This window comes from Catellicoccus marimammalium M35/04/3, from assembly GCF_000313915.1.
Classification (GTDB): Bacteria; Bacillota; Bacilli; order Lactobacillales; family Catellicoccaceae; genus Catellicoccus; species Catellicoccus marimammalium.
In genome coordinates this window covers 74,037-97,341 of the sequence record NZ_AMYT01000011.1, presented here as the reverse complement: position 1 = coordinate 97,341, position 23,305 = coordinate 74,037, and the positions used below count along the sequence as shown (strand labels likewise).

The window sequence follows — 23,305 nt, the reverse complement described above, 5'->3', positions numbered from 1 at the left end:
TCTACTTTTATTTCGCATTCATTATTGCTAAAATTAGTGCAATTGCCATCCACAAGATTGCTAAAACTGTTGTAGCACGTTGCATTACAGCTACAAATCCGCGTGCTTTTTGCTTACCAAATAATTGGTCTGCTCCACCAGTAAAGGCAGAAGCGGCACTATTTTGCTTGCTTGGTTGCATCATCACTGTAGCGATAATTAAAATGGAAATAATAATTAAAATTACAACCAGCGCATTGTACATAATTCACAGTCCTCTCTTCTATTCTACCTTTTTACTCTATCATAGAAGTTCTTTTTTTTCTAGTCTTTCTTCTGATAGAGCGTATTGGGGATATTTTTTAACCATGCTGGCACTTCTTCTTTTGAAGTATAAATCCATAGATGATGCATCGCGCGTGTAGCCATTGTATAAAGAATATTTTTATTTTGTTCTGCTTTTGTTTTTACCATGACTACTTCATCAAACTCTAACCCTTTGGCTAAAGCAACTTCTAAAACAAAATAGCCTGTCTCAGGTAGCGTTTTTTGATGAGAAATCCATTGCAAAGGCAGATCTCTCTTATGTTCTTCATAAAACTCTTTAGCTAATTCTTTGGTTGGTGCAATAAAAGCAATGCGTTCTTCTTTTTTATCATTTAATTCTGACAAGTTATGGATAAAAGTAGGAACTTCTCCTTGACGAATTGAAATCGATTGTTCTAATTCTAGCCCCATAATCGCATTACTAAAACGTGTAATTTCTTGTGTACTACGATAATTGGTCAATAATTGATGACGTACAAATTTTGTTTGGAAAATTTCATCTAAAAGAGGTAAAACACTCGTTCGTTCTGCTAATAATTGATGATAATCTCCGCAAAGGGTCCACTCTGCATGAGGGAATAATAATTTTAAAAGACAAAAATCAAGTCCACTATAATCTTGTACTTCATCGACAAAAATTGATTCATAATTTTGACGCAATGTTTTAGGAGTTAACCACTGTTGGAAGAATAAGAAGAATTTTGCTTGTACAGCAGTTAACTGATGATTTTTAATATTTGCAATAAAATATTCGGCATATCCTTTGGCAAAAGCGTATTCTTCTTTTGCTAGTACCCATTGATAAAAGTCAAGACATTGCTTTGGCAAATGAACAAATTTCAATTGTTGAATGGCTCGCTTTGCCGTATAAAAAATGGCATCCAATAATTGATCGGTCACAACTTCCTCTAGTTGTTCTGGTGCTACTTGTTGTTGAAGCTGATCTAACGATTCTGGCGCATATAGTTCAAACAACTCCGCAAATTCTTGACTTTTCACATAACGTTGTTGCACTTTTTCTAATGCACGTTCCCCTTTTTGTCGCAAAACTTCCATTTTCTGAGCTGGAGAACCTTCAGCGGGTAATGATTGATAAAGTTCTTGCCACTTTTTCTTACTAAATAAAAGTTTTGGTTCCATTTCCTTTGGTAAACCAAACGCAATATTTCGAAATTGCAATCCTCGTTTTGGTAATGTATCTATATATTCTTTTAATAATTGTAATCCTTTCGTTGATAACAATTCTTCTTCGAACGCTAAAAATTCTTTTTTCGTTTCTTCTTTTTGATATGGAACAAGCTGCCAAATCCATTCTTCCCATTCTAACCGCTGAATATCAACTTCTCCTAAAGAAGGTAAAACTTGCGAAATATAGTCGCTAAAGATAGGATTAGGAGAAAACATTAATCGTTCATTTGCTTTAATATACTTACGTTGGCGATACATTTGATAAGCAATTCGTTGCATTAAAACTACCGTTTTCCCACTTCCAGCTACCCCTTCAATTAATACATGTCGATGTGGATCTCGAATCATTGTATTTTGATCTTTTTGAATCGTTGTGACCACTTCTTTCATGTGTGCTTGACTTTTTTCTTCTAAGGCTTGTAATAGAATTTGATCGACAATCGTTTCTTTTGTATCAGCCATAACTTTTAATTGACCTTTTTCAATGACAAATTGACGTTTGTTTTCTAAGTATGCGGTTTGTTTCTTTCCATCTTCTAAAGCATAACTCATTTCTCCTAATTTATCTTGATAAAATAAATCACCAATCGGTGCTCGCCAATCGTAGATTTCTGGGTTTTCATCTGGTCCAAAATTAGCTAATCCCAAATAAATAGCTAATGGTTCACCATCTAATTGCACATAGAGTTTCCCAAAATATGGATTTCCTACCATTTTTTCATATAATTTTTCTTTCTTAGCCCATTGTTCCCAAAGTTGCTCATTAATTTGTAATTCATCTTCAAACTGCTTCCATTCTACAGCAGACTCATAAAAAGCTTGTTCATTTCCATCTTTAATTGGAATTTTTTTGTTTTGTAAAGCTCTTTGCTGCCTTTGAGCAATTTCTTTCTTTTGTTTTTTTATTGTTTTAACTTGGGTTACTAAATCTTGGGCTACTTCATTAATATGTAATTGTTCCTCATCCCATGTAGTCATTATGTCCACTCCTTTTTTAACTCATATAAATATATTAAGAAAACGATGCTTGTCCTATATTTACTATCGTCGGTATGTTAAAATAATCGAGAGATATTCACTCTTATCCTATTATAACCGATAAGAAGTGACAATAAAGAAAGAGGAACAAAAATGAAAACAAAAGGTATTGGCATTACCCATGGAAAAGCAATTTTAATGGGTGAACATTCCGTGGTTTATGGTGAACCTTGTATCGCAATCCCTCTTCTTTCTTTGCAAGTAAAAGCAAAAGTAGAAAAAGCAGCGATTGGAACCTTAAATTGTAATTTATATACTGGACCGATACAATCTTTACCTGAATCCTTAAAAAATATACAAGTAGCCATCCAAACTAGTTGTCAAAAATGTGGCATTTCTTTCCCTTTATCCGTAGAAATTCAAAGTGATTTACCTCAAGAACGTGGAATGGGATCAAGTGCTGCTGTCGCTGGGGCAATTATTAAAGCAATTTTTGACTTGGCAGAAAAACCATTATCCGAAGAAACATTATGTCTCTTCATTAATGAGGCAGAAAAAATTACGCATGGACGTCCTAGTGGTATTGATGCGATTGCTACTACTCATTCTTATGCTTGTTATTTTATTAAAGAGAAAGCATTGGAAATTTTACCTTTGTCTTTGAATGCTGATTTAATTGTGGCAGACACAGGAATTTTAGGAAATACAAAAGAAGCTGTCCAATGGGTAAAAGAACATTATCAAGAAAAAAATTATCAAGAAGCGATTCAAAAGTTAGGAAAATTAACAAAAGAAGCTAAAAAAGAAATTCAAGCTGCCAATGTTCCTGCTTTAGGACAATTATTAACAGCAGCCCAAAAGGAATTAAAGGAAATTGGTGTCTCCCATCCAGCTTTAGAACGCTTAATTCATATTGCAAATCAATATGGTGCTTATGGAAGTAAATTAACCGGCGGGGGCCGTGGTGGTTGTATGATTGCACTTTGTCCCCCTGAAAAAACAAAAATAATTTGCCAACATTTACAAAATGAAGCAAAATATGTTTGGCATTTTCACTTAAAGGAGTGATGGATTGTTGAAAGTAACAGCTCGCGCGCATACGAATATTGCCTTAATTAAATATTGGGGAAAACGTGATAAAAAATTATTTTTACCTTATAATAGTAGCTTATCTTTAACCTTAGATGCTTTTTATACCGATACAACGGTCTCTTTTATTGATCAAAAGGAAGATGTATTTCTTTTAAATGGTGAACTTCAATCTAAAGAAGAAACACAAAAAATTTCTACTTTTATTCAACGCTTTCGCGATCTTTCTTCTTTAGAAAAGAAAGTAAAAGTAGAAAGTTGGAATCATGTTCCTACTGCAGCAGGATTAGCTTCTTCTGCTTCTGCCTATGCTGCTTTAGCTATGGCTTTAAATGAACTTTTTCAATTATCTTTATCAAAAGAAGAACTATCTATTTATGCTCGACAAGGAAGTGGAAGTTCTACTCGTAGCTTATTTGGCGGTTTTGTTGAGTGGCAAAAAGGAACAAAACAAGATGGAACAGATAGTTATGCTGTTCCTATTTTAGCGCCTGAAGAATGTCCTGTAGGGATGATTTTTTGTCTTATCAATCAAGAGAAAAAGAAAATCTCAAGTCGAGAAGGCATGAACCGAACAGTAGAAACTTCTCCTTTTTATTCTGGTTGGGTAGAAAGTGCAGCTACCGACTTAGTCCAAATGAAAAAAGCAATTGCCAAAAAGGATATTCCTATGATTGGAGAATTAACAGAAAAAAGTGCCTTAAAAATGCATGCGACGACATTAGGAGCTAATCCCCCATTTACTTACTTAGAGCCATTTTCTTGGGAAGTCATTCGTAAAGTTCAAGAGTGGCGTCAAGAAGGACATACTTGTTATGCTACGATGGATGCAGGTCCTAATGTAAAAATTTTATGTCCAAAAGAAGAGATTTCTCTTTTACAACAAAAAATCAAAGAAACCTTCCCAAACTTGGAAACGATTTGTTCGTTACCAGGTTCTGGAGCGCAAATCTTATCTATAGAAAAAAATGAAAAAAAGAAAGGCTATTGAAAGTATTCGATAGAAAATAAACTATGATTACAGCAAGTGCACCTGGAAAATTATATATCACTGGAGAATATGCAGTTTTAGAAACCGGTCATCCGGCAATTATTGTTGCGCTTGATCAATATATTACTGTTTCCTTAACCAAACAAGACCATCGAGGAAGTATTACTTCTAGTTATAGCAATTTTTTACCAATTCCTTGGACAAGAAAGGATGGGAAAGTTTTTGTTGATGAAAGAGAAAATCCTTTCAATTATGTTATTACCGCGATTCAAATGACAGAAAAATATGTAGAAAGTTTAGGAAAAGAACTTTCTTTTTATCATTTAGATATTCAAAGTGATTTGATGAAAAAAGATGGTCGTAAATATGGATTAGGTTCTAGTGGCGCCGTTACGGTCGCAACTGTAAAAGCCTTATTAAAATTTTATGGAGTGCCCTTACAACCGCTATCCATTTATAAATTATGTGTTTTAACCCATCTAGAAATTGGAAGTAACGGCTCTTTTGGTGATATTGCAGCTAGTACTTTTGGGGGTTGGATTGCTTATTCTAAATTTGATCAACAATGGTTAGAAAAACAAGCAAAAACACATTCGATTCAAGAGTTAGTAGCGATGGATTGGAAAGACTTACGTATTGAGTCTTTACCTGCACCAAAAGAATTAGAATTGTTCATCGGTTGGACAGGAGATCCAGCCTCTACTACTTCTTTAGTCGATCAGATGAATCAAGATAATGAGAAGCATCGTGCTTTCCATCGTTACTTTTTACAAAATGCCAAGACGATTGTTGAAAAGACAATTCATGATTTTAAAACACAGCAAACAAAAGAAATTTTAGAAGATATTGCACAATATCGTCAATTATTGAAAGAATTAGCACAACAAGCAAATATTTGTATTGAAACGCCTACCCTTACAGAATTTTGTACGATTGTGGAAACTTTTGGCGCTAGTGGAAAATCTTCTGGTGCTGGTGGCGGCGATTGTGGAATTGCTTTTTTACCTAAATCCGTAGAAAAAGAAGCATTAATCAAAATTTTACAAGAAAATGAAATTGAATATTTAGATTTTCATGTGCATGGAGAAGAAAAATGACACAACAACAACGAAAAGATGAACATATTTATTGGGCAGAAAAATTTTATCATGAAAAAGAAAATTCTTTAGAAGGAATTCGTTTCATTCATCAAGGTCTACCAAAAATCGATGTAGAAGGTGTCGATATTCAAACGCATCTTTTTGATAAAGTACAAGCAGCTCCTTTTTATATCAATGCAATGACAGGTGGAACAACAAAAGCAAAAGATATCAATCAACAACTAGCTTGGGTAGCCAAAAGAGCTAATATTGCTTTAGCATTAGGTTCTGCCAGTATTGTTACAAGAGAAGAAGAAACTCTTTCTTCTTTTTTAATTGCTAAAGAAGAGCTTCAAGAAGGAACTTTTATTGGTAATATTGGCTTAGAGTACGAACCTTCTATGATTGAAGACGTAGCGAATCGATTAGAAGTAGATGCCATGCAAGTACATATTAATGTAGCTCAAGAGCTTTTTATGCCTGAAGGAAATCGTACTTTTTCTTCTTGGAAAAAACATTTATCAATGCTTTCCACTCTTCCTTTTCCTGTGATTATTAAGGAAGTTGGTTTTGGTATGAGTGGAGAAACTTTCACAGAATTAATTGAAAATAATATTCAATATGTAGATCTTTCTGGTCGTGGAGGTACAAACTTCGCTCAAATTGAGATTGCTCGTTCGAATCATCGAACAGAAAACCTAGCCACTTGGGGACAAACAACAGCCGAATCTCTTTTAGAAGCTCAACCATTTCTCAATGATCTTCAAATTTTTGCTTCTGGTGGAATTCAATCTCCATTAGATGTTGTAAAATGTATGGCACTGGGTGCACAATCCGTAGGAGTAGCTGGATATTTCTTACATTTCTTATTAGAACATGGAAAAGAAAAAACGTTAGATGAAGTTCTTCGTTGGCAAGAAGAAATTCGTTTATTGTATACACTATTGAATTGTAAAAATCATAAAGAACTGCAATATACAAATCTCTTTTTAAGTGATCATTTACAACATTGGTATAACACTCGTCAGATTGGTCAAGAAAATTTCGCATGTCGAAATAAAAAATGATATAATGAATACATTCATAATAAATATTAGGGAGGATATCATATGATTGAAATGAACCCAATTGGTAAAGCAAAAGCAATTATTGCCCAAAAGGACACAGATCAAGAATTGGCAAATCGTTGTTCTGCCCTAACCCCTGAAGATATTCATACCATTCGTAATACGGATGTTGACTTAACTTTATTACCCTTTTTAGCAATTCAAGAATTAAGTCAACGCTATGACGAATCGATTACTCAAGAAATTTTAGTTTCACCAATCCAAGAAAAAGAATTTGCTTTATTTAAAGAAAGATTACAACAAGAATTAGATGAATTTTTCCAATATCAACAAGAAAAAGCAAATAGTGAAGCCAGTAAAATGGATACTCTATTTTTTATGAATATGGCTCAAGATTTAATGATTCGTATTTTACAAGATGAGACTTTACTACTCTCTTATTTTTTACAATATCAACAAGAATTAGATAATTTATAATAAAAAAGACTTGATGAACTTCATCAAGTCTTTTCTTATTTTTGTACATTATATATTCTTTGTGCAAAGAATAATTCTAATTCTGGATACTGACCTAATAAATCAAAAAGATAAATTTCTTCTTTTTCATTTTTCATTTGTACTTTGGTCATTTTAGGATCTGTTTTTAATTGAATAGAATTTTCTTTATCTAAAGTAAGTGTCATATCACGGTAATCAAAAGTTTCATTATTATAAGTTAAATCACCAGTAGTACTAGCAATAAATAAACGATCCATTTCTTTTTCTGTCCATGCAGGTAGAATTTCGAAAGATAAAGTTTGATACGTTAAGAACGGATCAATCACTTCTTTACTTTCTTTTTCAATAACAAAGCCAATTCCTTCTAACTGTTGCATTACCGCATTCAAATAACGAATCACAAAACTTTTGATTTTAATATCTGCTGCTAGATGTAATAAATCTCCTGTGCGAACCGAAGCTTTTTTTTCTAACATATCAACTGTCAATACAGTTAATAAGTCTATCCCACAATGTTCAAAACTGATTTCACATTTTCCTTGAGTCGTATAATAAAAAAGCATAGAAAAGCAAATATCCTTATGGTCATAACGCAAACTTGGATTTTTCAAATCAATCGTAAAGAATTCATCCATCTTTAATTGACGATTGATATTACTGAAAAAGTATAAATATTCTTGTTCTTTTTTAAATAATTCTGCTCGGAAGTCTGTTAAACAATGACAAAAAGATTGATAACTTTCTGTTAATTGTTCTGTCGTAATCATCGTTTTTAACTCTGCAGTATAACGTAATTCTTCTTCTAATAATGCAGCTTCATGGTCTAACTTTTGTTCAATATCTCTCGTTACGCTCATTATTTACTCTCCTCTGTTTCTTCAGTCATTAATCCTTGCCACTCTAAGTTTAATTCTGCAATTTTGTTACAAAATTGTTCTGCAGTATAATTTTCTCGTTTCATAATTTTTAAATCTTGACGAACAAGTGCTTTTAATAAATCCATAGAACTCATTTCTTCTTGTACTTTTACCACTTGTTTTTTCATAGTTTCTAACTCTTGATATTCTGTAACAAAAGTTGTTTCTGGATGATCAGATAAATCTTGAATCATTTGTGATTCTTTTTTGATTTCTTTTTCTACTTCATCAATATCACTTTGTTTTTTCAAAACTTTACTTGTTAATGTATGATATTTTTTACGTAAATCACTCAATGTTCTTTGATGATCTGTAATGGCATCTTCAACTTTTGTTTTATATTCTAATTCTTTTTCTTTTTGTTTTGTTTCTTCTTTACGTAACATATCCATCTTATTTGCTTTTAATTGATCTAATTGTAACCATTCTTCTTGGATATGATCTAATACTTTAATTCCAACACCCAAATAATTTGTTTTTTGAATTAAAGATAATTCCAAAATTTTACGTGTATAAGCTTTATAATAATTTTTTCCAATATAATAAAAACGAGTCGTTGCTGTTCGTTCTCCTTCTAATTCTTCTAAAAATGGGAAATAATTTTTTAATACCACATTCCCCATCGCCATAAAATATTGTCCTAGAGACTGTCCTAACGTCCCCATCATAAATTTTTCATCAACAAACTGTTGTTGTTCACGTAAGAAATCTAGTAAGACTTCAAACTCATTATCCATCATTAATTGACGGACTTTTTCTTGGAAAATTGTATTTTGGTCAATTGCCGTACAAACTCCACTTTTAGCTAATTCAACCTCTGAATTAGCAAATACTTTCTTATCCATTTTTGTTCCTACTATGAAAATTTATTCATAGCTTTTCCTTTCGTCATCCTTTAATTCTATTATCCTATTTATGATTTGTTCTGTTTTTATCATACCATATTTCCTCACAATCCTCTATTTATGCGTTTATCAACAAAAAAAGAGATGGCTAATGCCATCTCCTTCTCTTTGAATTCAATTATCTTATAAGTTGTAGAATGAATCTAATCCACGGTATTCTGCAACTTCACCTAATTGATCTTCAATACGTAATAATTGGTTGTATTTAGCAATACGGTCTGTACGGCTTAATGAACCAGTCTTAATTTGACCAGCATTTGTAGCAACAGCGATGTCAGCGATTGTTGAATCTTCTGTTTCACCTGAACGGTGTGATACAACAGCTGTGTAGCCAGCTTCTTTAGCCATTTCGATTGCGTTAAATGTTTCTGTTAAAGTACCGATTTGGTTAACTTTGATTAAGATTGAGTTACCAATTCCTTTTTCGATACCTTGAGATAATTTTTCAGTGTTTGTTACGAATAAGTCGTCACCTACTAATTGAACTTTGTTACCTAAACGTTCAGTTAATAATTTCCAACCATCCCAGTCGTTTTCATCCATACCATCTTCGATAGTAATGATTGGGTATTTGTTAACTAATTCTTCTAAGTAATCTACTTGTTCAGCAGGAGTACGTTTTGTACCTTTTTCACCTTCAAATTTAGTGTAGTCATATACACCGTCTTCGAAGAATTCTGAAGATGCACAGTCAAATCCGATGAATACATCTTTACCTGGTTCTAATCCAGCAGCTTTGATTGCTTCTAAGATAGTTTCTACAGCATCTTCTGTACCGTCGAAACGAGGAGCAAATCCACCTTCGTCACCAACAGATGTTTCTAATCCACGTTTTGATAAGATAGATTTTAATGCGTGGAATACTTCAGCACCCCAGCGTAAAGCTTCTTTAAATGAATCAGCACCTACTGGTAAGATCATGAATTCTTGGAAAGCGATTGGTGCGTCTGAGTGAGAACCACCGTTAACGATGTTCATCATTGGTGTAGGTAATACTTTAGTATTGAAACCACCTAAGTAGTGATATAAAGGTACTTCTAAGTAATCTGCAGCAGCACGAGCAACAGCAATAGATACACCTAAGATTGCGTTTGCACCTAATTTAGCTTTGTTAGGAGTTCCATCTAATTCGATCATAGTTTTGTCGATTAACATTTGTTCACGAACATCCATACCGATGATTGCATCAGCAATAATGTTGTTTACGTTATCAACAGCTTTTTGAACCCCTTTACCTAAGTAACGACCTTTGTCGCCATCACGTAATTCAACAGCTTCGTATTCACCTGTTGAAGCTCCTGAAGGAACGATTCCACGACCAAAAGCACCGCTTTCAGTGTAAACTTCTACTTCGATTGTTGGGTTACCACGTGAGTCTAATACTTCGCGTGCATAAACGTCTGTAATAATTGACATTGTATATTCTCTCCTTTAACCTTAATGGATATATTTCTTATATCTTTTGTTATTATACCATAAGTTATGGGTTTTGTTTATATTATTTTACTGCATCTAATAATGCTAAGTATGAAGCTGGTTGTAAGCTTGCTCCACCAACTAAAGCACCGTCGATGTTTTCTTCAGCCATGTATTCTTTGATGTTTTCTGGTTTTACAGATCCACCGTATTGAATACGTACGCTTTCAGCTACTTCTTTACCGTATAATTCTTCTACAGTTGCACGAACAACACCACAAGTTTCGTTTGCAGTTTGTGCATCTGAAGATTTACCAGTTCCGATAGCCCAGATTGGTTCATAAGCAATTACTAAGTTTGCCACTTGTTCTGCTGTTAACCCTTCTAAAGCTGCTTTAATTTGACCAGAGATCCAGTCATTTGTTTCTCCGCTTTCGCGTTGTTCTAAGCTTTCACCACAGCAAATAATTGGTGTCATACCATTTGCTAAAATAGCTTTTGCTTTTTTGTTGATGTCTTCATCTGTTTCATGGAAGTAATCACGACGTTCTGAATGTCCAATGATTACGTATTGGATACCCATATCAGCAATTGCTAATGGAGAGTTTTCTCCTGTGAATGCTCCATTATTTTCAAAGTAGCAGTTTTCTGCTGCTAATTGTAATTGTGATCCTTTTGCTGCTTCAACCATTGGGTATAAGAATAAAGCAGGAGCACCGATTACAGAATCTACAGCATCATTTGATGGAATTTTATTTTTTACTTCTTCAACGAAAGCAATTGCTTCTTTCGCTGTTAAGTTCATTTTCCAGTTTCCAGCGATAATTGGTTTACGCATAATTTCACCTCAAAAAGTTATCTATTATTTATCAGAAATTGAATCTACACCTGGTAAAACTTTACCTTCTAAGTATTCTAAAGAAGCTCCGCCACCAGTTGAAATGTGTGAGAATTTATCAGCAAAGCCTAAAGAAATTGCTGCTGCTGCTGAGTCTCCCCCACCGATAATTGTTGTAGCATCTTTTAAGTTAGCGATAGCTGCGCAAACGCCAACTGTACCACGTTCGAAGTTGCTCATTTCGAATACACCCATAGGTCCATTCCAAATAACAGTTTTCGCATCTGCTAAAATTTGTGAATATAAAGCGATAGTTTCAGGTCCGATATCTAATCCCATTTGATCTGATGGAATTCCTTCTTCTAAACGATGACGTTCTGTTGGTGTATCGTTAGAAAATTCAGGAGTAGTAATTGCATCTACAGCTAATACTAATTTATCGCCTGCTTTTTCCATTAATTCACGAGCTAATTCAATCTTATCTTCTTCTACTAAAGAAGTTCCGATTTCATAACCTTTAGCAGCGCAGAATGTATAAGTCATCCCTCCACCGATTAATACTTTGTCTGCTTTTGTTAATAAGTTTTCAATAACGTTAATTTTATCTGAAACTTTTGCTCCACCTAAGATAGCAACCATTGGACGTTCTGGATTGTCAACAGCACCACCGATGAAGTCGATTTCTTTTTGCATTAAGAAACCAGCAGCTGATGGTAAGTTAGATGCAATTCCAACGTTAGAAGCATGTGCACGGTGAGCAGTACCAAATGCGTCGTTAACGAATACATCACCTAAAGATGCCCAGTATTTACCTAATTCAGCGTCGCATCCGCTTTCTTTTTTACCATCTACATCTTCAAAACGTGTATTTTCCATTAATAATACATCGCCATCTTTCATGTTTTCGATAGCAGCTTCTAATTCTTCTCCACGAGTAGCAGGTACGAATGTTACTTCTTTACCTAATACTTCACTTAAACGTTTAGCAACAGGAGCTAAAGATTTTCCTTCTTTATCTTCTTCTGTTTTTACACGTCCTAAGTGTGATAATAAGATTGCTTTACCACCGTTGTCGATGATATGTTGGATTGTTGGAGCAGCAGCAACGATACGGTTATCATTTGTAATTACTCCATCTTTTAATGGAACATTAAAGTCTACGCGAACTAAGACTTTTTTCCCATTTACGTCTAAATCTTTGACTGTTTGTTTTGCCATGGGATAGCCTCCTCTTTTGAATTTTCTTATATTAACAAAAAAAGCGAGGAAGCGAATCGCTTCCTCGCTTCAATAAGTTTCATTTTCAGAATAAAACGAAGTTTCTAAAATTATTTAGCTAATTTTGCGAAGTATTCTAAAGTACGAACTAATTGAGATGTGTATGACATTTCGTTATCGTACCAAGAAACAGTTTTAACTAATTGTTTACCATCAACGTCCATAACTTTAGTTTGTGTAGCGTCGAATAATGAACCGTAGTTCATACCAACGATATCTGAAGAAACGATCATGTCTTCGTTGTAACCATATGATTCGTTAGCTACAGCTTTCATAGCTTCGTTAACTTCTTCAGCAGTAACGTTTTTATCTAAAACAGATACTAATTCAGTTAATGAACCTGTTGGTACTGGTACACGTTGAGCAGCTCCGTCTAATTTACCTGCTAATTCAGGGATTACTAAACCGATAGCTTTAGCAGCACCTGTTGAAGCTGGAACGATGTTAGCAGCAGCAGCACGTGCACGACGCATATCTCCACCGCGGTGTGGACCGTCTAATGTCATTTGGTCACCAGTGTAACCGTGGATTGTTGTCATTAATCCTTCAACAATTCCGAATTTATCGTTTAATGCTTTAGCCATTGGAGCTAAGCAGTTTGTAGTACATGAAGCACCAGAAATAACTGTTTCTTCTCCTGTTAATGTTTCATGGTTTACATTGTAAACGATTGTTGGTACGTCGTTACCAGCTGGAGCTGAGATAACAACTTTTTTAGCTCCACCTTTGATGTGAGCTTCAGCTTTTTCTTTAGATGTGAAGAATCCAGTACATTCTAAAACGATGTCTACTCCTAATTCTCCCCATGGTAATTCAGCTGGGTTAGGATTTGCTAAAATTTTAACAGCTTTACCGTTAACGATAAACTCACCGTCACCTAATTCAACTTCTCCGTTGAAACGACCTTGAGTTGTATCATATTTTAATAAATGAGCTAACATAGCTGCATCTGTTAAGTCGTTGATTGCAACAACTTCAATTCCTTCTACTTCTTGGATACGACGGAAAGCTAAACGTCCGATACGACCAAATCCGTTAATACCTACTTTTACTGTCATTTGACATTTCCTCCTTAAGAAAATTCAAAAAATAATTTATTTTAAAGGGATAAACCTTTTAAAATCACGTTAATTTAATTGTTGGATACGATCTGCTGCACTTTGATCAGTAATCAAACAAGTTTGTTTTGGTGCTTGCTTCATATATCCACAAATTGCCTCTGCTTTTTTAACGCCGCCAGCTACGGCATAAATGAATGGGATATGATTAAGATCTTCTCTTAACAACCCTAAACGAGGAAGTTGGTAAATTACCTCTCCTCTTGCATTATAAAAGCATCCGAAACTTTCTGCAACTGCTTTTTCTTTTTTCAAAAAATTTATTTCATTTTCATCCATCTCTCGCAACGATGCCATCGAAATTGCATCCCCAATCCCATGGATTACACAATCCGCTTGTTGTAAAAGTTTCAATATGCGTTGAATCGATGGTTCTTTTTGCAAAGACTGACAAGTTTCTTTTCGAATAGACTCTGGAACATAGAGTGGTAAATAACTTCCACCGACTTTTTGAGCCATTCGTTCACAAATCACATTAGCTTGCCATTCTGTCTCATTACCTAAAGCGCCTCTTCCTGACACAAAACATAAAGGATAATGAGAAGGTATTGCTTGCATAAACTCTGCAGTAGAACGCAAAGTAGAACCACCAAGCACTGCAATAATATTCTCTTTCTTTCGTAATGTCCGATGAAGTTGTTCTGTCAAAACTGGCCCAAATTGTTCATAAACTTTTACATCTTCTGAACCATTCCCTGGAACAATGACTACTCTTTGAATCCCCAATTGTTGGGCAAGGAGCTGTTCTTGTTCTGACATAGATACTTCTTCTTTAAGAAGATTTTGCAGCTCACCTAATAAATGAACTCCTTCTGATGTTAAACTCATTCCTTCACGAGAAACTTGAATTAATTGTTCTTTTTTCAAAAATTCAATCTCTGTCCGTAATGTCCGTTCACTCCAAGATAACCGATCTGCTAAGACACGGCGTCCAATAGGAGCACACTTTTGAATTTCAGATAGTAGATGGTAACGCTTTTGAGCTACTTCTAATAAATCCGGAACCAAAGTATTTAAAGATAGCAACAATGAATCTTTCACCGGCCATCCCTCCTTGTGGTTAATCTCTTGACCCAGAGAGTCTTTTTTTGACCCACCAACATCAAAAAGGAAGTCGATTGATTTATCGACACTTATATTCTATCACTTATGAAATGATTTTCAAATATATTATTCCTTATTTTTTTCTTTTTCTGAAAAAAAATTTTTCTTAAAACTTTATTTTCATTCTTGTGAAAAATTATAAATCATCAAAACGCTTTCTTTTCGTTGTAGCAGGAATTCCTAATTCTTTACGATATTTTGCTATCGTTCGACGTGAAACTTCGTATCCTTTTTCTTTTAATAAATCACTTAACTTTTGATCAGATAATGGTTTTCTCTTATCTTCGTCATTGATAAGCACACGCAATTCTTGCTGAATTTTTTGTGCTGTAAGTTCTGCTTCATTGTCCGCTGAAAATTTTTGAACAAAGAAAGAACGTAATTCAAAAATCCCAAACCAAGTTTCGATATATTTCCCATTCACAGCTCGACTAACTGTTGATTCATGAATCCCCAATTTCTCTGCAACCTCTTTTAAGGATAATGCATGTAAAGGATGATCAGGTTGTAAAAAGAAATCAATTTGTGCTTCTACAATTTGCTGCCCAACAGATAAAATCGTCTCATTTCTTTGAGCTAAGCTTCGTTGTAGCCACTCTACCTCATTTTTCTTTTCAATCATAAATGATTTTTCTTCCTTGGTACTTTGATTGAACATCGCTTGATAATAATCATTTGTAAAATTAATTTGCGGCATATTACCAAAGTTTAATGTCAAATGTAGTCCCTCATGATCTTTTGATAATGAAAGTTCTGGGATTAATAAAATTTCTTTTACTTCTTGAAAAATAGCCCCAGGATTGGGAGTTAATGTTAAAACATAATCAAAAATTTGTTGAATATCTGATAATTTACAATCATATTTCTTTGCCAAATCGTTCCAATTACGATGCACAAAGTCTAGGAAATTTTCTTCTAAAATAATATAAGCTAACGGTGGAGAATATGGATCACGTTCAATTTGTAATAACAAACATTCTTGTAAATCTCTCGCTCCAATTCCTGCAGGTTCTAGTTGCTGTAATAAAGTTAATGCATCTAGATAAAGCAAATATTCTTCATGTCTTGGATATTCTTGTTTTAAATCGATGGTTAAATAGCCATTTTCATCAATAAAATCTAAAAGATGAATCATTGCATTTCGAATAGCACTTTTTCGATAATTCAAGTGGATTTGTTCTCGCAATGAATCATAGAGAGAAGTTCTTTGATCTGAAATTTGTGCTAACCAATCAAAATCTTCTTTTTCAGTATAAGATTTTAAATTGTTGACTAAAAACTGCTCTTTATAGTCACGATTGTATTCTAAAAATGGATTTTCTAATGATTTCTGTTCAATAAAATGAACTAATTCTTCAGTGCTATCATTGAGCAATTGAATGGATTGTTGCAATTGCTGTGTTAATAATAACTTCTGTTTTTGAACTTGCGCTTGTTTGTGTTGTAAACTTTGTTTCATATTTTCCCTGTCTCTTTTCACATCTTGAATACGCTTTATTATAGCATAATCATTTTTTATATTCTCCCCCTTCTTTTGTAATATTCTTCTTTCTCTTTATGAATGTGCTATAATGAAAGAAAAACGAAAGGAGCTCAATTATGAATTTAATTCCAACTGTAATTGAACAAACTTCACGTGGAGAACGTTCTTATGACATTTACTCTCGCTTATTAAAAGATCGCATCGTAATGTTAAGCGGTGAAGTCAACGATGATATGGCAAATTCTATCATTGCCCAACTACTATTTTTAGATGCACAAGATCCTGAAAAAGATATTTATTTATATATTAATTCTCCAGGAGGAAGCGTATCTGCTGGCTTAGCTATTTTTGATACGATGAACTTTGTAAAAGCAGATGTCCAAACGATTGTTTTAGGAATGGCTGCTTCTATGGGAAGTTTCTTATTAACAGCAGGAGCGAAAGGAAAACGTTTTGCTTTACCAAATGCAGAAGTAATGATTCACCAACCTCTTGGCGGTGCGCAAGGGCAAGCGACAGAAATCGATATTGCAGCTCGTCATATTTTACAAACTCGTGAACGCCTAAATAAAATTTTAGCGGAACGTACAGGCCAACCATTAGAAAAGATCAATCGTGATACAGAACGTGATAATTACATGACTGCACAAGAAGCAAAAGAATATGGCCTTGTCGATGAAGTATTAACTTCAAGTAATGAAATTAAATAATTAAACTCATTTCCTCGAATTTTAAGTGTATTTCATTTGAAATTCGAGGATTTTTCTTTTCTCAATTAAAGGTTTATTTATGATATAATGAAAGTGCTTACAATAAAAGTTAAAAGAAAGAAGGAATCTTCTATGCGTAAAGTAGGAATTATTGGTTTAGGTCATGTGGGGGTAACGGTAGCGTATACCTTGATTACAAAAGGAATCGTGGATGAATTAGTTTGTATCGATACCGATGAAAAAAAAGCAAAAGCTGAATTTTATGATTTTTCTGATGCACTAGCAATTTTACCTAATCAACCTCATATCATTATGAATTCTTATGAAGCATTAGCCGATGCAGATATTATTATTACTGCTTTTGGTGACATTCGTCTTTCCGTTGAAGGAAATGATCGTTTTGGAGAATTATCATTAAATGCTAAAAATGCAAAAGAAGTGGGTCAAAAATTAAAAGCAATTCAATTTGATGGAATTTTACTAAATATTTCTAATCCTTGTGATGTAATTTGTGCTTTATTACAACACTATACAGGATTACCAAAAGAACGCGTATTAGGTACGGGGACTTCTCTAGATACTGCTCGTATGAAACGTGCCTTAGCTCAACATTACAACGTTGCTAGCAATAATATTAGTGGCTATGTATTGGGTGAACATGGAGATTCTCAATTTATTGCTTGGTCTACCGTTCAAGTAAATCATCTTCCATTTTCTATTTCTGAAGCTGAAACAAAAGAATTAGAAGAAAAAACTCGTAATGGTGCTTGGACGATTGTTGAAGGAAAAGGATATACTTCATACGGAATTGCTAGTTGTGCCGTGGAAATTGTCAATGCTATTTTTAATGATGCGCATCAATTACTTGTCGTTTCTACTCCATTTAACGAAGAAGAAACTTATATTGGATACCCAGCAATTATTGGTGCTAAGGGCATTGTAGATACGATTGAACTTCCTTTATCTCAAAAAGAAAAAGAAGAATTAGCAAAAACTGCTCAAATGATCCAAGAAAAAATTGATCATTCTTTATAAAATAAAAACTCTCGAAGGAAACACTTCGAGAGTTTTTTGTATTTATTTTATTGATTAAAGGCGTCGTATTTTTCTTGGTCATAAATACGATCGATTTCTCCAATATATTCGGTTACACCATTGGTGAAAGAATTTTTGAAACGATATAGCCCATCTTCTAAATCTTCTTCAAAAATACCACCAAAATCATAATAAGATTTATTCGTATCCAATCCCCAACGGATCATTTCCCACTGCATCAAATAATTAGGCATTAAATTACGTTTTTGGTTTGTAGAACCACCATACATATACCAAACACGGTCGCCATAATTAATCGCTACCGCTCCAGATAAAATTTCCTCTTCATCATGAGTTAAGAAAATTTGTAGTTCATCTTCATCAAAAGCTTCTAATAAATCTAGGAAATACTCTTTTGGACGATAAGTAATGCCTTGGCGCTCTGCCATAATTTTATGAGTTTCATAAAAGGCATCTACCGCTTCTTTGGAGTGAGCACGCGCACATTGCACCCCTTTACGAATAGAATAACGAATATTATATCTCGTTTTAGAATGGAAGCTAGCTAATAATTCATCCTCTGTTTTTCCTTTTAATTGTAAAACCATATTCAATCGAGGCTGAATCGTACTATGTGGATCTACTTTTCGACTGCGTACGGTAAACCCTTCTGCTTCTAATTCTTTTTCTAACTCTTCAGAATACAATACTTCTGGATCACAGCGTAACATAAAAATTTCATCAACAGGTAAATATTTTTCTGCTTCGTCAAACAAAGCTTTTAATTGTTTTGGATTTAATTCTGCACAAACTGGACCTTTTGTGGCATAGGCAATCTTTTTCCCTACTGCATTATTTACCATTAAAATAGATAAACTAGCAGTAATATTACCTGCTTCATCCTCTAAATAGATGTATAAAGGTTCCCAGGCTTTTTTTACTTTAGACCAAGGAATGGATTGAGTGATTTTCCCAAATTCCGCATTCTTTGTAAATTGTTGAAAACGTTCTACTTCTACTGGATTTGATAAATCTAGTTTTGGCATCCTATACATCTCCTTTACGTTTGAACCATTTTTGATAACGTTCAATATAAGAATTATAATATTTCTTTATTCCTCTTTTACGTAAGACACTATCTTGGTCAAAATAAAGGGTAAATCCGTATTGTTTCGCATCGATTAAACGTTTTGCCTCTGCTTTCCAATGTGGATCTTCGATATATTCTAGAGCAACTTTTTCAGGAACGCCCAACCACAAAATTTCTTTTGTATTTTTCAATACTTCTTTTGGTTGTTCGTCAAAAATTAAATCAGCAATAATTTGTTGAATTAAATGACTTCCTGCCATTGTTGTATAGTAGCTACTACGCCCTAAACGTAAGTTCACTTCAAAAATTTTATATTGTTGATCTCGTTCATCATATTTCAAATCAATATCAGCAATCCCTTTGAATTGAATAGATTCTAGAAACTGACAACATAACTCAGAAAGTGGCTCATTTTCTTCACTGATAATTGCTACATAATTCCCTACTAACTCTGGAGTTACATCTTCCAAAATTGGATGACCAATGCTGATTGCTTGCACATGACTAGAAGCATCGACATAAGCATTGACCACGCGCATACAAGAATCATCTCCAGGGATAAATTCTTGTAAAATCATTGGATCTGTATAGCCTCCTTCGTAAATACGATTTAACGTAGCTTGTACTTCTTCTAACGAATCAATAATAAAGGCTTTTTTCTTTCCTTCAAATTCATAATCAAAATAAGAAACGCTATTGCTTGGTTTTAAAACTACTGGGAACATTAATTGTGATTGATAATTAACATAATTATCTTTTGTAACCACTTCTGTTTTTGCGTATGGCATTCCATGCTTTTCACATAATTGATAAAAAGCTTCTTTTTCCTCAAACTGTTGTAATTGTTCTTTTGGAATTACAGGAAGGTGATAATATTCTTTTAATTTTTCTTGTTGATTAATAAGCGCTACTGCATAAGCATCACTTGCCGCAAATAAAATTCGTTTTCCATCCATTTCTGGTGTTTCTTTAGCTAAACGAATTAATTCATCTACCATTGCTGTTTCATCGTGTAATTCTTTACAAATACGTACATCGATAATTTTAGAATGATTAGTCATAAATAAAGGCATTGTAGAAACACAAATGCTTTTTTCTTGATAGTATTGATAAATACTTTTGGCAATTCCATATGCATTTGTATCTGCCCCTAAAATCACAGGTAAAAATTTCATTTCAGGCATCCTCTTTCCAACGATACTATTTAGGCAAATTCCATTAATTCTGGCATTTCACCGTTATGATTGAAGTAAATATCATACCAAACTAGGAAGGTATAAATATTCCAAATTTTCTTACGATCATTATTTTTATCGTTATAGAAATCGTCTAATAGTTGAGTGATTTTTTCACGATCAAAGAATTGAGAAACAAATTCTTGATTAAACATGTCACGTACAACATGATAGAATTTATCTTCATGCAACCACACTTTAATTGGAGTTGGGAATCCTAATTTTGTACGATCATACCATTCTTGTGGAATATGACGAGCGGCAGCTTGACGGAATGCATATTTTGTATTTTCTGCATTGATTAAATATTTATTTGGCACTACTTCAGAAACTTCTGCTACTTTACGGTCTAAAATCGGCACACGTAATTCTAAAGAGTTTGCCATAGACATTTTGTCCGCTTTTAATAAAATATCTCCTGGCATCCATTGGTGAATATCTAAATATTGCATTTTACGTAATTCACAGTCTTCTTTTTCCACTTTTTTGTAGATAGGTCCAACAATATCTTCAATCGTTGGTGCTTTACGGTATTCTGGTGTTAAAATTTCATCCGCTTCTTCTGGTTCAAAAATACGAGAAGGTCCAATAAAGAATTCTTCTGCTGGAGCTAAAGAAGTGTATAAGTGTAATTGACCATGGAAATGTTTATGCTTAATTGATTTTGCAATTTTATAACGCATATTTTTTGGTAATTTTTTCATTCCTTCTGCTACGACACGGATTGCTTTTACATTAGAATAGAAACCATAAGTTTGGTATCCAGCAAATAATTCGTCAGCGCCTTCCCCACTCATTACTACTTTCATATCACGACTAGCAAATTCAGATAAGAAGTATAACGGTACACAAGAGAAGTTTGAATCGGGTTCATCTAAGAAATATTGGATGCGTGGAAATGCTGAAAATGCTTCTTCTGAACCAATCACACGAGATTTATTGTTTAACTCTAATTTATCTGCTAAAGCTTTTGCTGCATCAGCTTCACTATATTCTCCACCATCAAATCCAATAGAATACGTTTGATTTGGACGTAATACAGCTGCTACATAACTAGAATCTACTCCACTAGATAAGAAAGATCCAATTTCTACATCAGCTTCTTCATGAATTTTGATGGAAGATTTCACTACATCATCAATTTTATCTACAGTTTCTTCTAAACTTAAGTTTTCTGGATGAGCATGATAATCATAATATTGTTCAATATTCATAACACCATTTTTGTAAGTAAAACGATGTCCTTCTTTTAATTTAAATACCCCTTTAAAGAAAGTTTCATTAATTGCTGGGTATTGGAAAGTCATAAATGGTTTTAATGCTTCTTTGTTTAATTCTTTTTCAAAGCTTGGATGAGGTAAGAAGCTTTTAATTTCAGAACCATACATAAAAGTACCATTCATATTTGCATAATAGAATGGTTTAATTCCAAAGTGGTCACGAGCACCAAATAATTCTTTTGTTTCTTCATCCCAAATTACAAAAGCAAACATTCCACGCAATTTTTTCACGATATCTTGACCATATTCTTCATAACCGTGCAAAATTACTTCTGTATCCGTATGCGTAGTGAAAACATGTCCTTTAGCTACTAAATCTTCACGTAATGCTTTATAGTTATAAACTTCCCCATTGAAAGTAATGACTTTTGTTTTATCTTCGTTATAAATTGGTTGGCTACCTTCTGATAAATCAATAATACTTAAACGGCGGAATCCTAATCCTACTTCATCTGTTACGTGCATTCCAGAACTATCTGGCCCACGGTGGACAATTTTATCCATCATTTCTTTTAAAATTGGTTTTTTATCTTCCGCTGAACGTTGGTCTACAAATCCAACAATACCACACATAATCACGCCTCCATTTTTTATATTTCATACTTCATTTTTCGTTAATATCTTTGTTCATATGTTAGAGTAATTATAACATAGAAAGACTAAAAAAGAAGAAGCCTCTTTCATTTTAGGTTGAATTTTTATACTTCTCTTTACTTCTTCTTTGTAGACATTAAGAAACAATTTATACATTTTCTTTTGTTCTATTATTTTCTTCTTGTTGCATTTTTTCTGCAATTTCATTAATTTTACGCAAACGATGATTTACTCCTGATTTAGAAATTGGACCCGAAGGAACGAGTTCTCCCAATTCTTTAATACTTAACTCTGGATAATCCAATCGTAATTGAGCGATTTCTTGTAATTTATCATTTAAGGAATCCAATCCAACTTGTTCCTCAATGTAACGAATATTGCGAATTTGTCTTGTGGCTGCATCAATCGTTTTATTCAAATTGGCATTATCACAGTTTACAAGACGATTGACGTTATTTCTCATATCACGAACAATACGAATATCTTCAAATTTTAACATCGCGTTTGTCGCCCCAATCAGAGTTAAAAATTCAGAAATTTTTTCTGCTTCTTTCAAATAAGTAATAAATCCATTACGACGAGGTAAGGTTCTAGCATTTAAACCAAAATAATTCATCATCGTACAAATATCTTCATTGTGCTCTTCATATAAAGAATAAATTTCTAAATGATAGCTACTTGTTTCTGGATTATTTACAGATCCACTCGCTAAAAATGCGCCTCGTAAATAAGAGCGCATTTTTTGTGAATTTCCCATAATGGAATCCGATACTTGGTCTTTAAACATCAATCCATCCATAATATCAAGATCAGATAAGATAGAAAGTGTATTTTGTTTTAAACGAACAATATAAACATTGTTCTTTTTTAATTTCATTTTTTTACGTACCAACAAATCACTCGTTACCCCATAATGTTGGATCAATAAAGAATAAATTCTTCGAGCGATTGCAGCATTTTCTGTTTGTACATTTAAAACCCACATTTGACGATAAATATTAATCGTTCCATTCATCTTAATGAGTGCAGCCAACTCTGCTTTTGCATGCTCACGGTGCACTTCTAATTGAGTTAATTCTTTTTTTACATCGGAGGCAAAAGACATG

General features: G+C 33.6%; 21 protein-coding genes. 7 read left to right on the top strand and 14 right to left on the bottom strand.

Annotated elements, in window-relative coordinates; all coding sequences use genetic code 11:
• Positions 1-7: 7 nt before the first annotated feature.
• Together secG and C683_RS02060 are read right to left on the bottom strand one after the other, a co-directional pair.
• Positions 8-244 (bottom strand): preprotein translocase subunit SecG, encoded by a 237-nt coding sequence (secG, locus tag C683_RS02065; protein WP_009488860.1) that lies wholly within the window; start codon positions 242-244, stop codon positions 8-10.
• A gap of 59 nt (positions 245-303) precedes the next feature.
• Positions 304-2,472, bottom strand: a complete 2,169-nt coding sequence (locus C683_RS02060) for a HelD family protein (protein ID WP_009488858.1) — start codon at positions 2,470-2,472, stop codon at positions 304-306.
• 153 nt (positions 2,473-2,625) lie between these two features.
• On the opposite strand from C683_RS02060, the gene mvk reads away from it, so the two are divergent.
• Genes mvk through C683_RS02035 form a run of 5 tightly spaced genes read left to right on the top strand, consistent with a single transcriptional unit; the run spans position 2,626 to position 7,175 of the window.
• On the top strand, positions 2,626-3,540 hold the full coding sequence (gene mvk / locus C683_RS02055; protein ID WP_009488857.1) for a mevalonate kinase: 915 nt from the start codon (positions 2,626-2,628) through the stop codon (positions 3,538-3,540).
• A gap of 4 nt (positions 3,541-3,544) precedes the next feature.
• On the top strand, positions 3,545-4,552 hold the full coding sequence (gene mvaD / locus C683_RS02050) for a diphosphomevalonate decarboxylase (protein WP_040388587.1): 1,008 nt from the start codon (positions 3,545-3,547) through the stop codon (positions 4,550-4,552).
• A gap of 23 nt (positions 4,553-4,575) precedes the next feature.
• On the top strand, positions 4,576-5,649 hold the full coding sequence (locus C683_RS02045; RefSeq protein WP_009488855.1) for a phosphomevalonate kinase: 1,074 nt from the start codon (positions 4,576-4,578) through the stop codon (positions 5,647-5,649).
• On the top strand, positions 5,646-6,698 hold the full coding sequence (fni, locus tag C683_RS02040) for a type 2 isopentenyl-diphosphate Delta-isomerase (RefSeq protein WP_009488854.1): 1,053 nt from the start codon (positions 5,646-5,648) through the stop codon (positions 6,696-6,698). Before C683_RS02045 ends, fni begins: the two co-directional genes overlap by 4 nt.
• Positions 6,699-6,740: 42 nt before the next feature.
• Entirely contained in the window at positions 6,741-7,175 is a 435-nt protein-coding gene (locus tag C683_RS02035; RefSeq protein WP_009488853.1) for a hypothetical protein, read from the top strand.
• 35 nt (positions 7,176-7,210) lie between these two features.
• Here C683_RS02035 and C683_RS02030 read toward each other — a convergent pair whose 3' ends face one another.
• From C683_RS02030 to rpoN, 8 genes are all read right to left on the bottom strand, one after another.
• Positions 7,211-8,053, bottom strand: coding sequence for a hypothetical protein (locus C683_RS02030; RefSeq protein ID WP_009488852.1), 843 nt, complete (start codon positions 8,051-8,053; stop codon positions 7,211-7,213).
• Positions 8,053-8,958 carry a hypothetical protein gene (locus C683_RS02025; RefSeq protein ID WP_009488851.1) on the bottom strand — a complete coding sequence of 302 codons (906 nt, stop codon included), beginning with the start codon at positions 8,956-8,958 and terminating at the stop codon, positions 8,053-8,055. The genes C683_RS02030 and C683_RS02025 overlap by 1 nt, the downstream gene beginning before the upstream one ends.
• 183 nt (positions 8,959-9,141) lie before the next feature.
• A complete protein-coding gene (eno, locus tag C683_RS02020) occupies positions 9,142-10,434 on the bottom strand; it encodes a phosphopyruvate hydratase (RefSeq protein ID WP_009488850.1) in 1,293 nt (430 codons plus the stop codon).
• Between the two features lie 82 nt (positions 10,435-10,516).
• Positions 10,517-11,272, bottom strand: a complete 756-nt coding sequence (gene tpiA / locus C683_RS02015; protein ID WP_009488849.1) for a triose-phosphate isomerase — start codon at positions 11,270-11,272, stop codon at positions 10,517-10,519.
• Positions 11,273-11,296: 24 nt separating this feature from the next.
• The gene (locus C683_RS02010; protein ID WP_009488848.1) at positions 11,297-12,490 is read right to left on the bottom strand and encodes a phosphoglycerate kinase; all 1,194 of its coding nucleotides are present in this window, start codon (positions 12,488-12,490) and stop codon (positions 11,297-11,299) included.
• 110 nt (positions 12,491-12,600) lie between these two features.
• On the bottom strand, positions 12,601-13,608 hold the full coding sequence (gap, locus tag C683_RS02005; RefSeq protein WP_009488847.1) for a type I glyceraldehyde-3-phosphate dehydrogenase: 1,008 nt from the start codon (positions 13,606-13,608) through the stop codon (positions 12,601-12,603).
• A gap of 69 nt (positions 13,609-13,677) precedes the next feature.
• Complete coding sequence (locus tag C683_RS02000) at positions 13,678-14,709, bottom strand: sugar-binding transcriptional regulator (protein WP_009488846.1); 1,032 nt, start codon at positions 14,707-14,709, stop codon at positions 13,678-13,680.
• 199 nt (positions 14,710-14,908) lie between these two features.
• Positions 14,909-16,231, bottom strand: coding sequence for an RNA polymerase factor sigma-54 (rpoN, locus tag C683_RS01995; protein WP_009488844.1), 1,323 nt, complete (start codon positions 16,229-16,231; stop codon positions 14,909-14,911).
• A 140-nt stretch (positions 16,232-16,371) separates the two neighbouring features.
• Between rpoN and clpP the strand changes: the two genes are divergently transcribed.
• The gene (gene clpP, locus C683_RS01990) at positions 16,372-16,965 is read left to right on the top strand and encodes an ATP-dependent Clp endopeptidase proteolytic subunit ClpP (RefSeq protein WP_009488842.1); all 594 of its coding nucleotides are present in this window, start codon (positions 16,372-16,374) and stop codon (positions 16,963-16,965) included.
• 132 nt (positions 16,966-17,097) lie between these two features.
• Positions 17,098-18,000, top strand: a complete 903-nt coding sequence (locus tag C683_RS01985; RefSeq protein ID WP_009488840.1) for an L-lactate dehydrogenase — start codon at positions 17,098-17,100, stop codon at positions 17,998-18,000.
• Positions 18,001-18,047: 47 nt separating this feature from the next.
• On the opposite strand, the gene C683_RS01980 is transcribed toward C683_RS01985, so the two are convergent.
• From C683_RS01980 to whiA, 4 genes are all read right to left on the bottom strand, one after another.
• Complete coding sequence (locus C683_RS01980; RefSeq protein ID WP_009488838.1) at positions 18,048-19,046, bottom strand: lipid II:glycine glycyltransferase FemX; 999 nt, start codon at positions 19,044-19,046, stop codon at positions 18,048-18,050.
• Between the two features lies 1 nt (position 19,047).
• Positions 19,048-20,265, bottom strand: a complete 1,218-nt coding sequence (locus C683_RS01975) for a carboxylate--amine ligase (RefSeq protein WP_009488836.1) — start codon at positions 20,263-20,265, stop codon at positions 19,048-19,050.
• A 29-nt stretch (positions 20,266-20,294) separates the two neighbouring features.
• Positions 20,295-22,178, bottom strand: a complete 1,884-nt coding sequence (asnB, locus tag C683_RS01970) for an asparagine synthase (glutamine-hydrolyzing) (protein WP_009488834.1) — start codon at positions 22,176-22,178, stop codon at positions 20,295-20,297.
• A 169-nt stretch (positions 22,179-22,347) separates the two neighbouring features.
• A complete protein-coding gene (whiA, locus tag C683_RS01965; RefSeq protein WP_009488832.1) occupies positions 22,348-23,304 on the bottom strand; it encodes a DNA-binding protein WhiA in 957 nt (318 codons plus the stop codon).
• Between the last annotated feature and the right edge of the window lies 1 nt (position 23,305).

Coding starts and splice junctions, on each gene's coding strand:
- rpoN (WP_009488844.1), bottom strand. CDS start 16,231: ATGAAACAAAGTTTACAACACAAACAAGCGCAAGTTCAAAAACAGAAG.
- asnB (WP_009488834.1), bottom strand. CDS start 22,178: ATGTGTGGTATTGTTGGATTTGTAGACCAACGTTCAGCGGAAGATAAA.
- fni (WP_009488854.1), top strand. CDS start 5,646: ATGACACAACAACAACGAAAAGATGAACATATTTATTGGGCAGAAAAA.
- clpP (WP_009488842.1), top strand. CDS start 16,372: ATGAATTTAATTCCAACTGTAATTGAACAAACTTCACGTGGAGAACGT.
- whiA (WP_009488832.1), bottom strand. CDS start 23,304: ATGTCTTTTGCCTCCGATGTAAAAAAAGAATTAACTCAATTAGAAGTG.
- secG (WP_009488860.1), bottom strand. CDS start 244: ATGTACAATGCGCTGGTTGTAATTTTAATTATTATTTCCATTTTAATT.
- mvk (WP_009488857.1), top strand. CDS start 2,626: ATGAAAACAAAAGGTATTGGCATTACCCATGGAAAAGCAATTTTAATG.
- C683_RS02035 (WP_009488853.1), top strand. CDS start 6,741: ATGATTGAAATGAACCCAATTGGTAAAGCAAAAGCAATTATTGCCCAA.
- eno (WP_009488850.1), bottom strand. CDS start 10,434: ATGTCAATTATTACAGACGTTTATGCACGCGAAGTATTAGACTCACGT.
- tpiA (WP_009488849.1), bottom strand. CDS start 11,272: ATGCGTAAACCAATTATCGCTGGAAACTGGAAAATGAACTTAACAGCG.
- gap (WP_009488847.1), bottom strand. CDS start 13,608: ATGACAGTAAAAGTAGGTATTAACGGATTTGGTCGTATCGGACGTTTA.
- C683_RS02045 (WP_009488855.1), top strand. CDS start 4,576: ATGATTACAGCAAGTGCACCTGGAAAATTATATATCACTGGAGAATAT.
- C683_RS01975 (WP_009488836.1), bottom strand. CDS start 20,265: ATGAAATTTTTACCTGTGATTTTAGGGGCAGATACAAATGCATATGGA.
- C683_RS02060 (WP_009488858.1), bottom strand. CDS start 2,472: ATGACTACATGGGATGAGGAACAATTACATATTAATGAAGTAGCCCAA.
- C683_RS01985 (WP_009488840.1), top strand. CDS start 17,098: ATGCGTAAAGTAGGAATTATTGGTTTAGGTCATGTGGGGGTAACGGTA.
- C683_RS02010 (WP_009488848.1), bottom strand. CDS start 12,490: ATGGCAAAACAAACAGTCAAAGATTTAGACGTAAATGGGAAAAAAGTC.
- C683_RS01980 (WP_009488838.1), bottom strand. CDS start 19,046: ATGCCAAAACTAGATTTATCAAATCCAGTAGAAGTAGAACGTTTTCAA.
- C683_RS02030 (WP_009488852.1), bottom strand. CDS start 8,053: ATGAGCGTAACGAGAGATATTGAACAAAAGTTAGACCATGAAGCTGCA.
- C683_RS02025 (WP_009488851.1), bottom strand. CDS start 8,958: ATGGATAAGAAAGTATTTGCTAATTCAGAGGTTGAATTAGCTAAAAGT.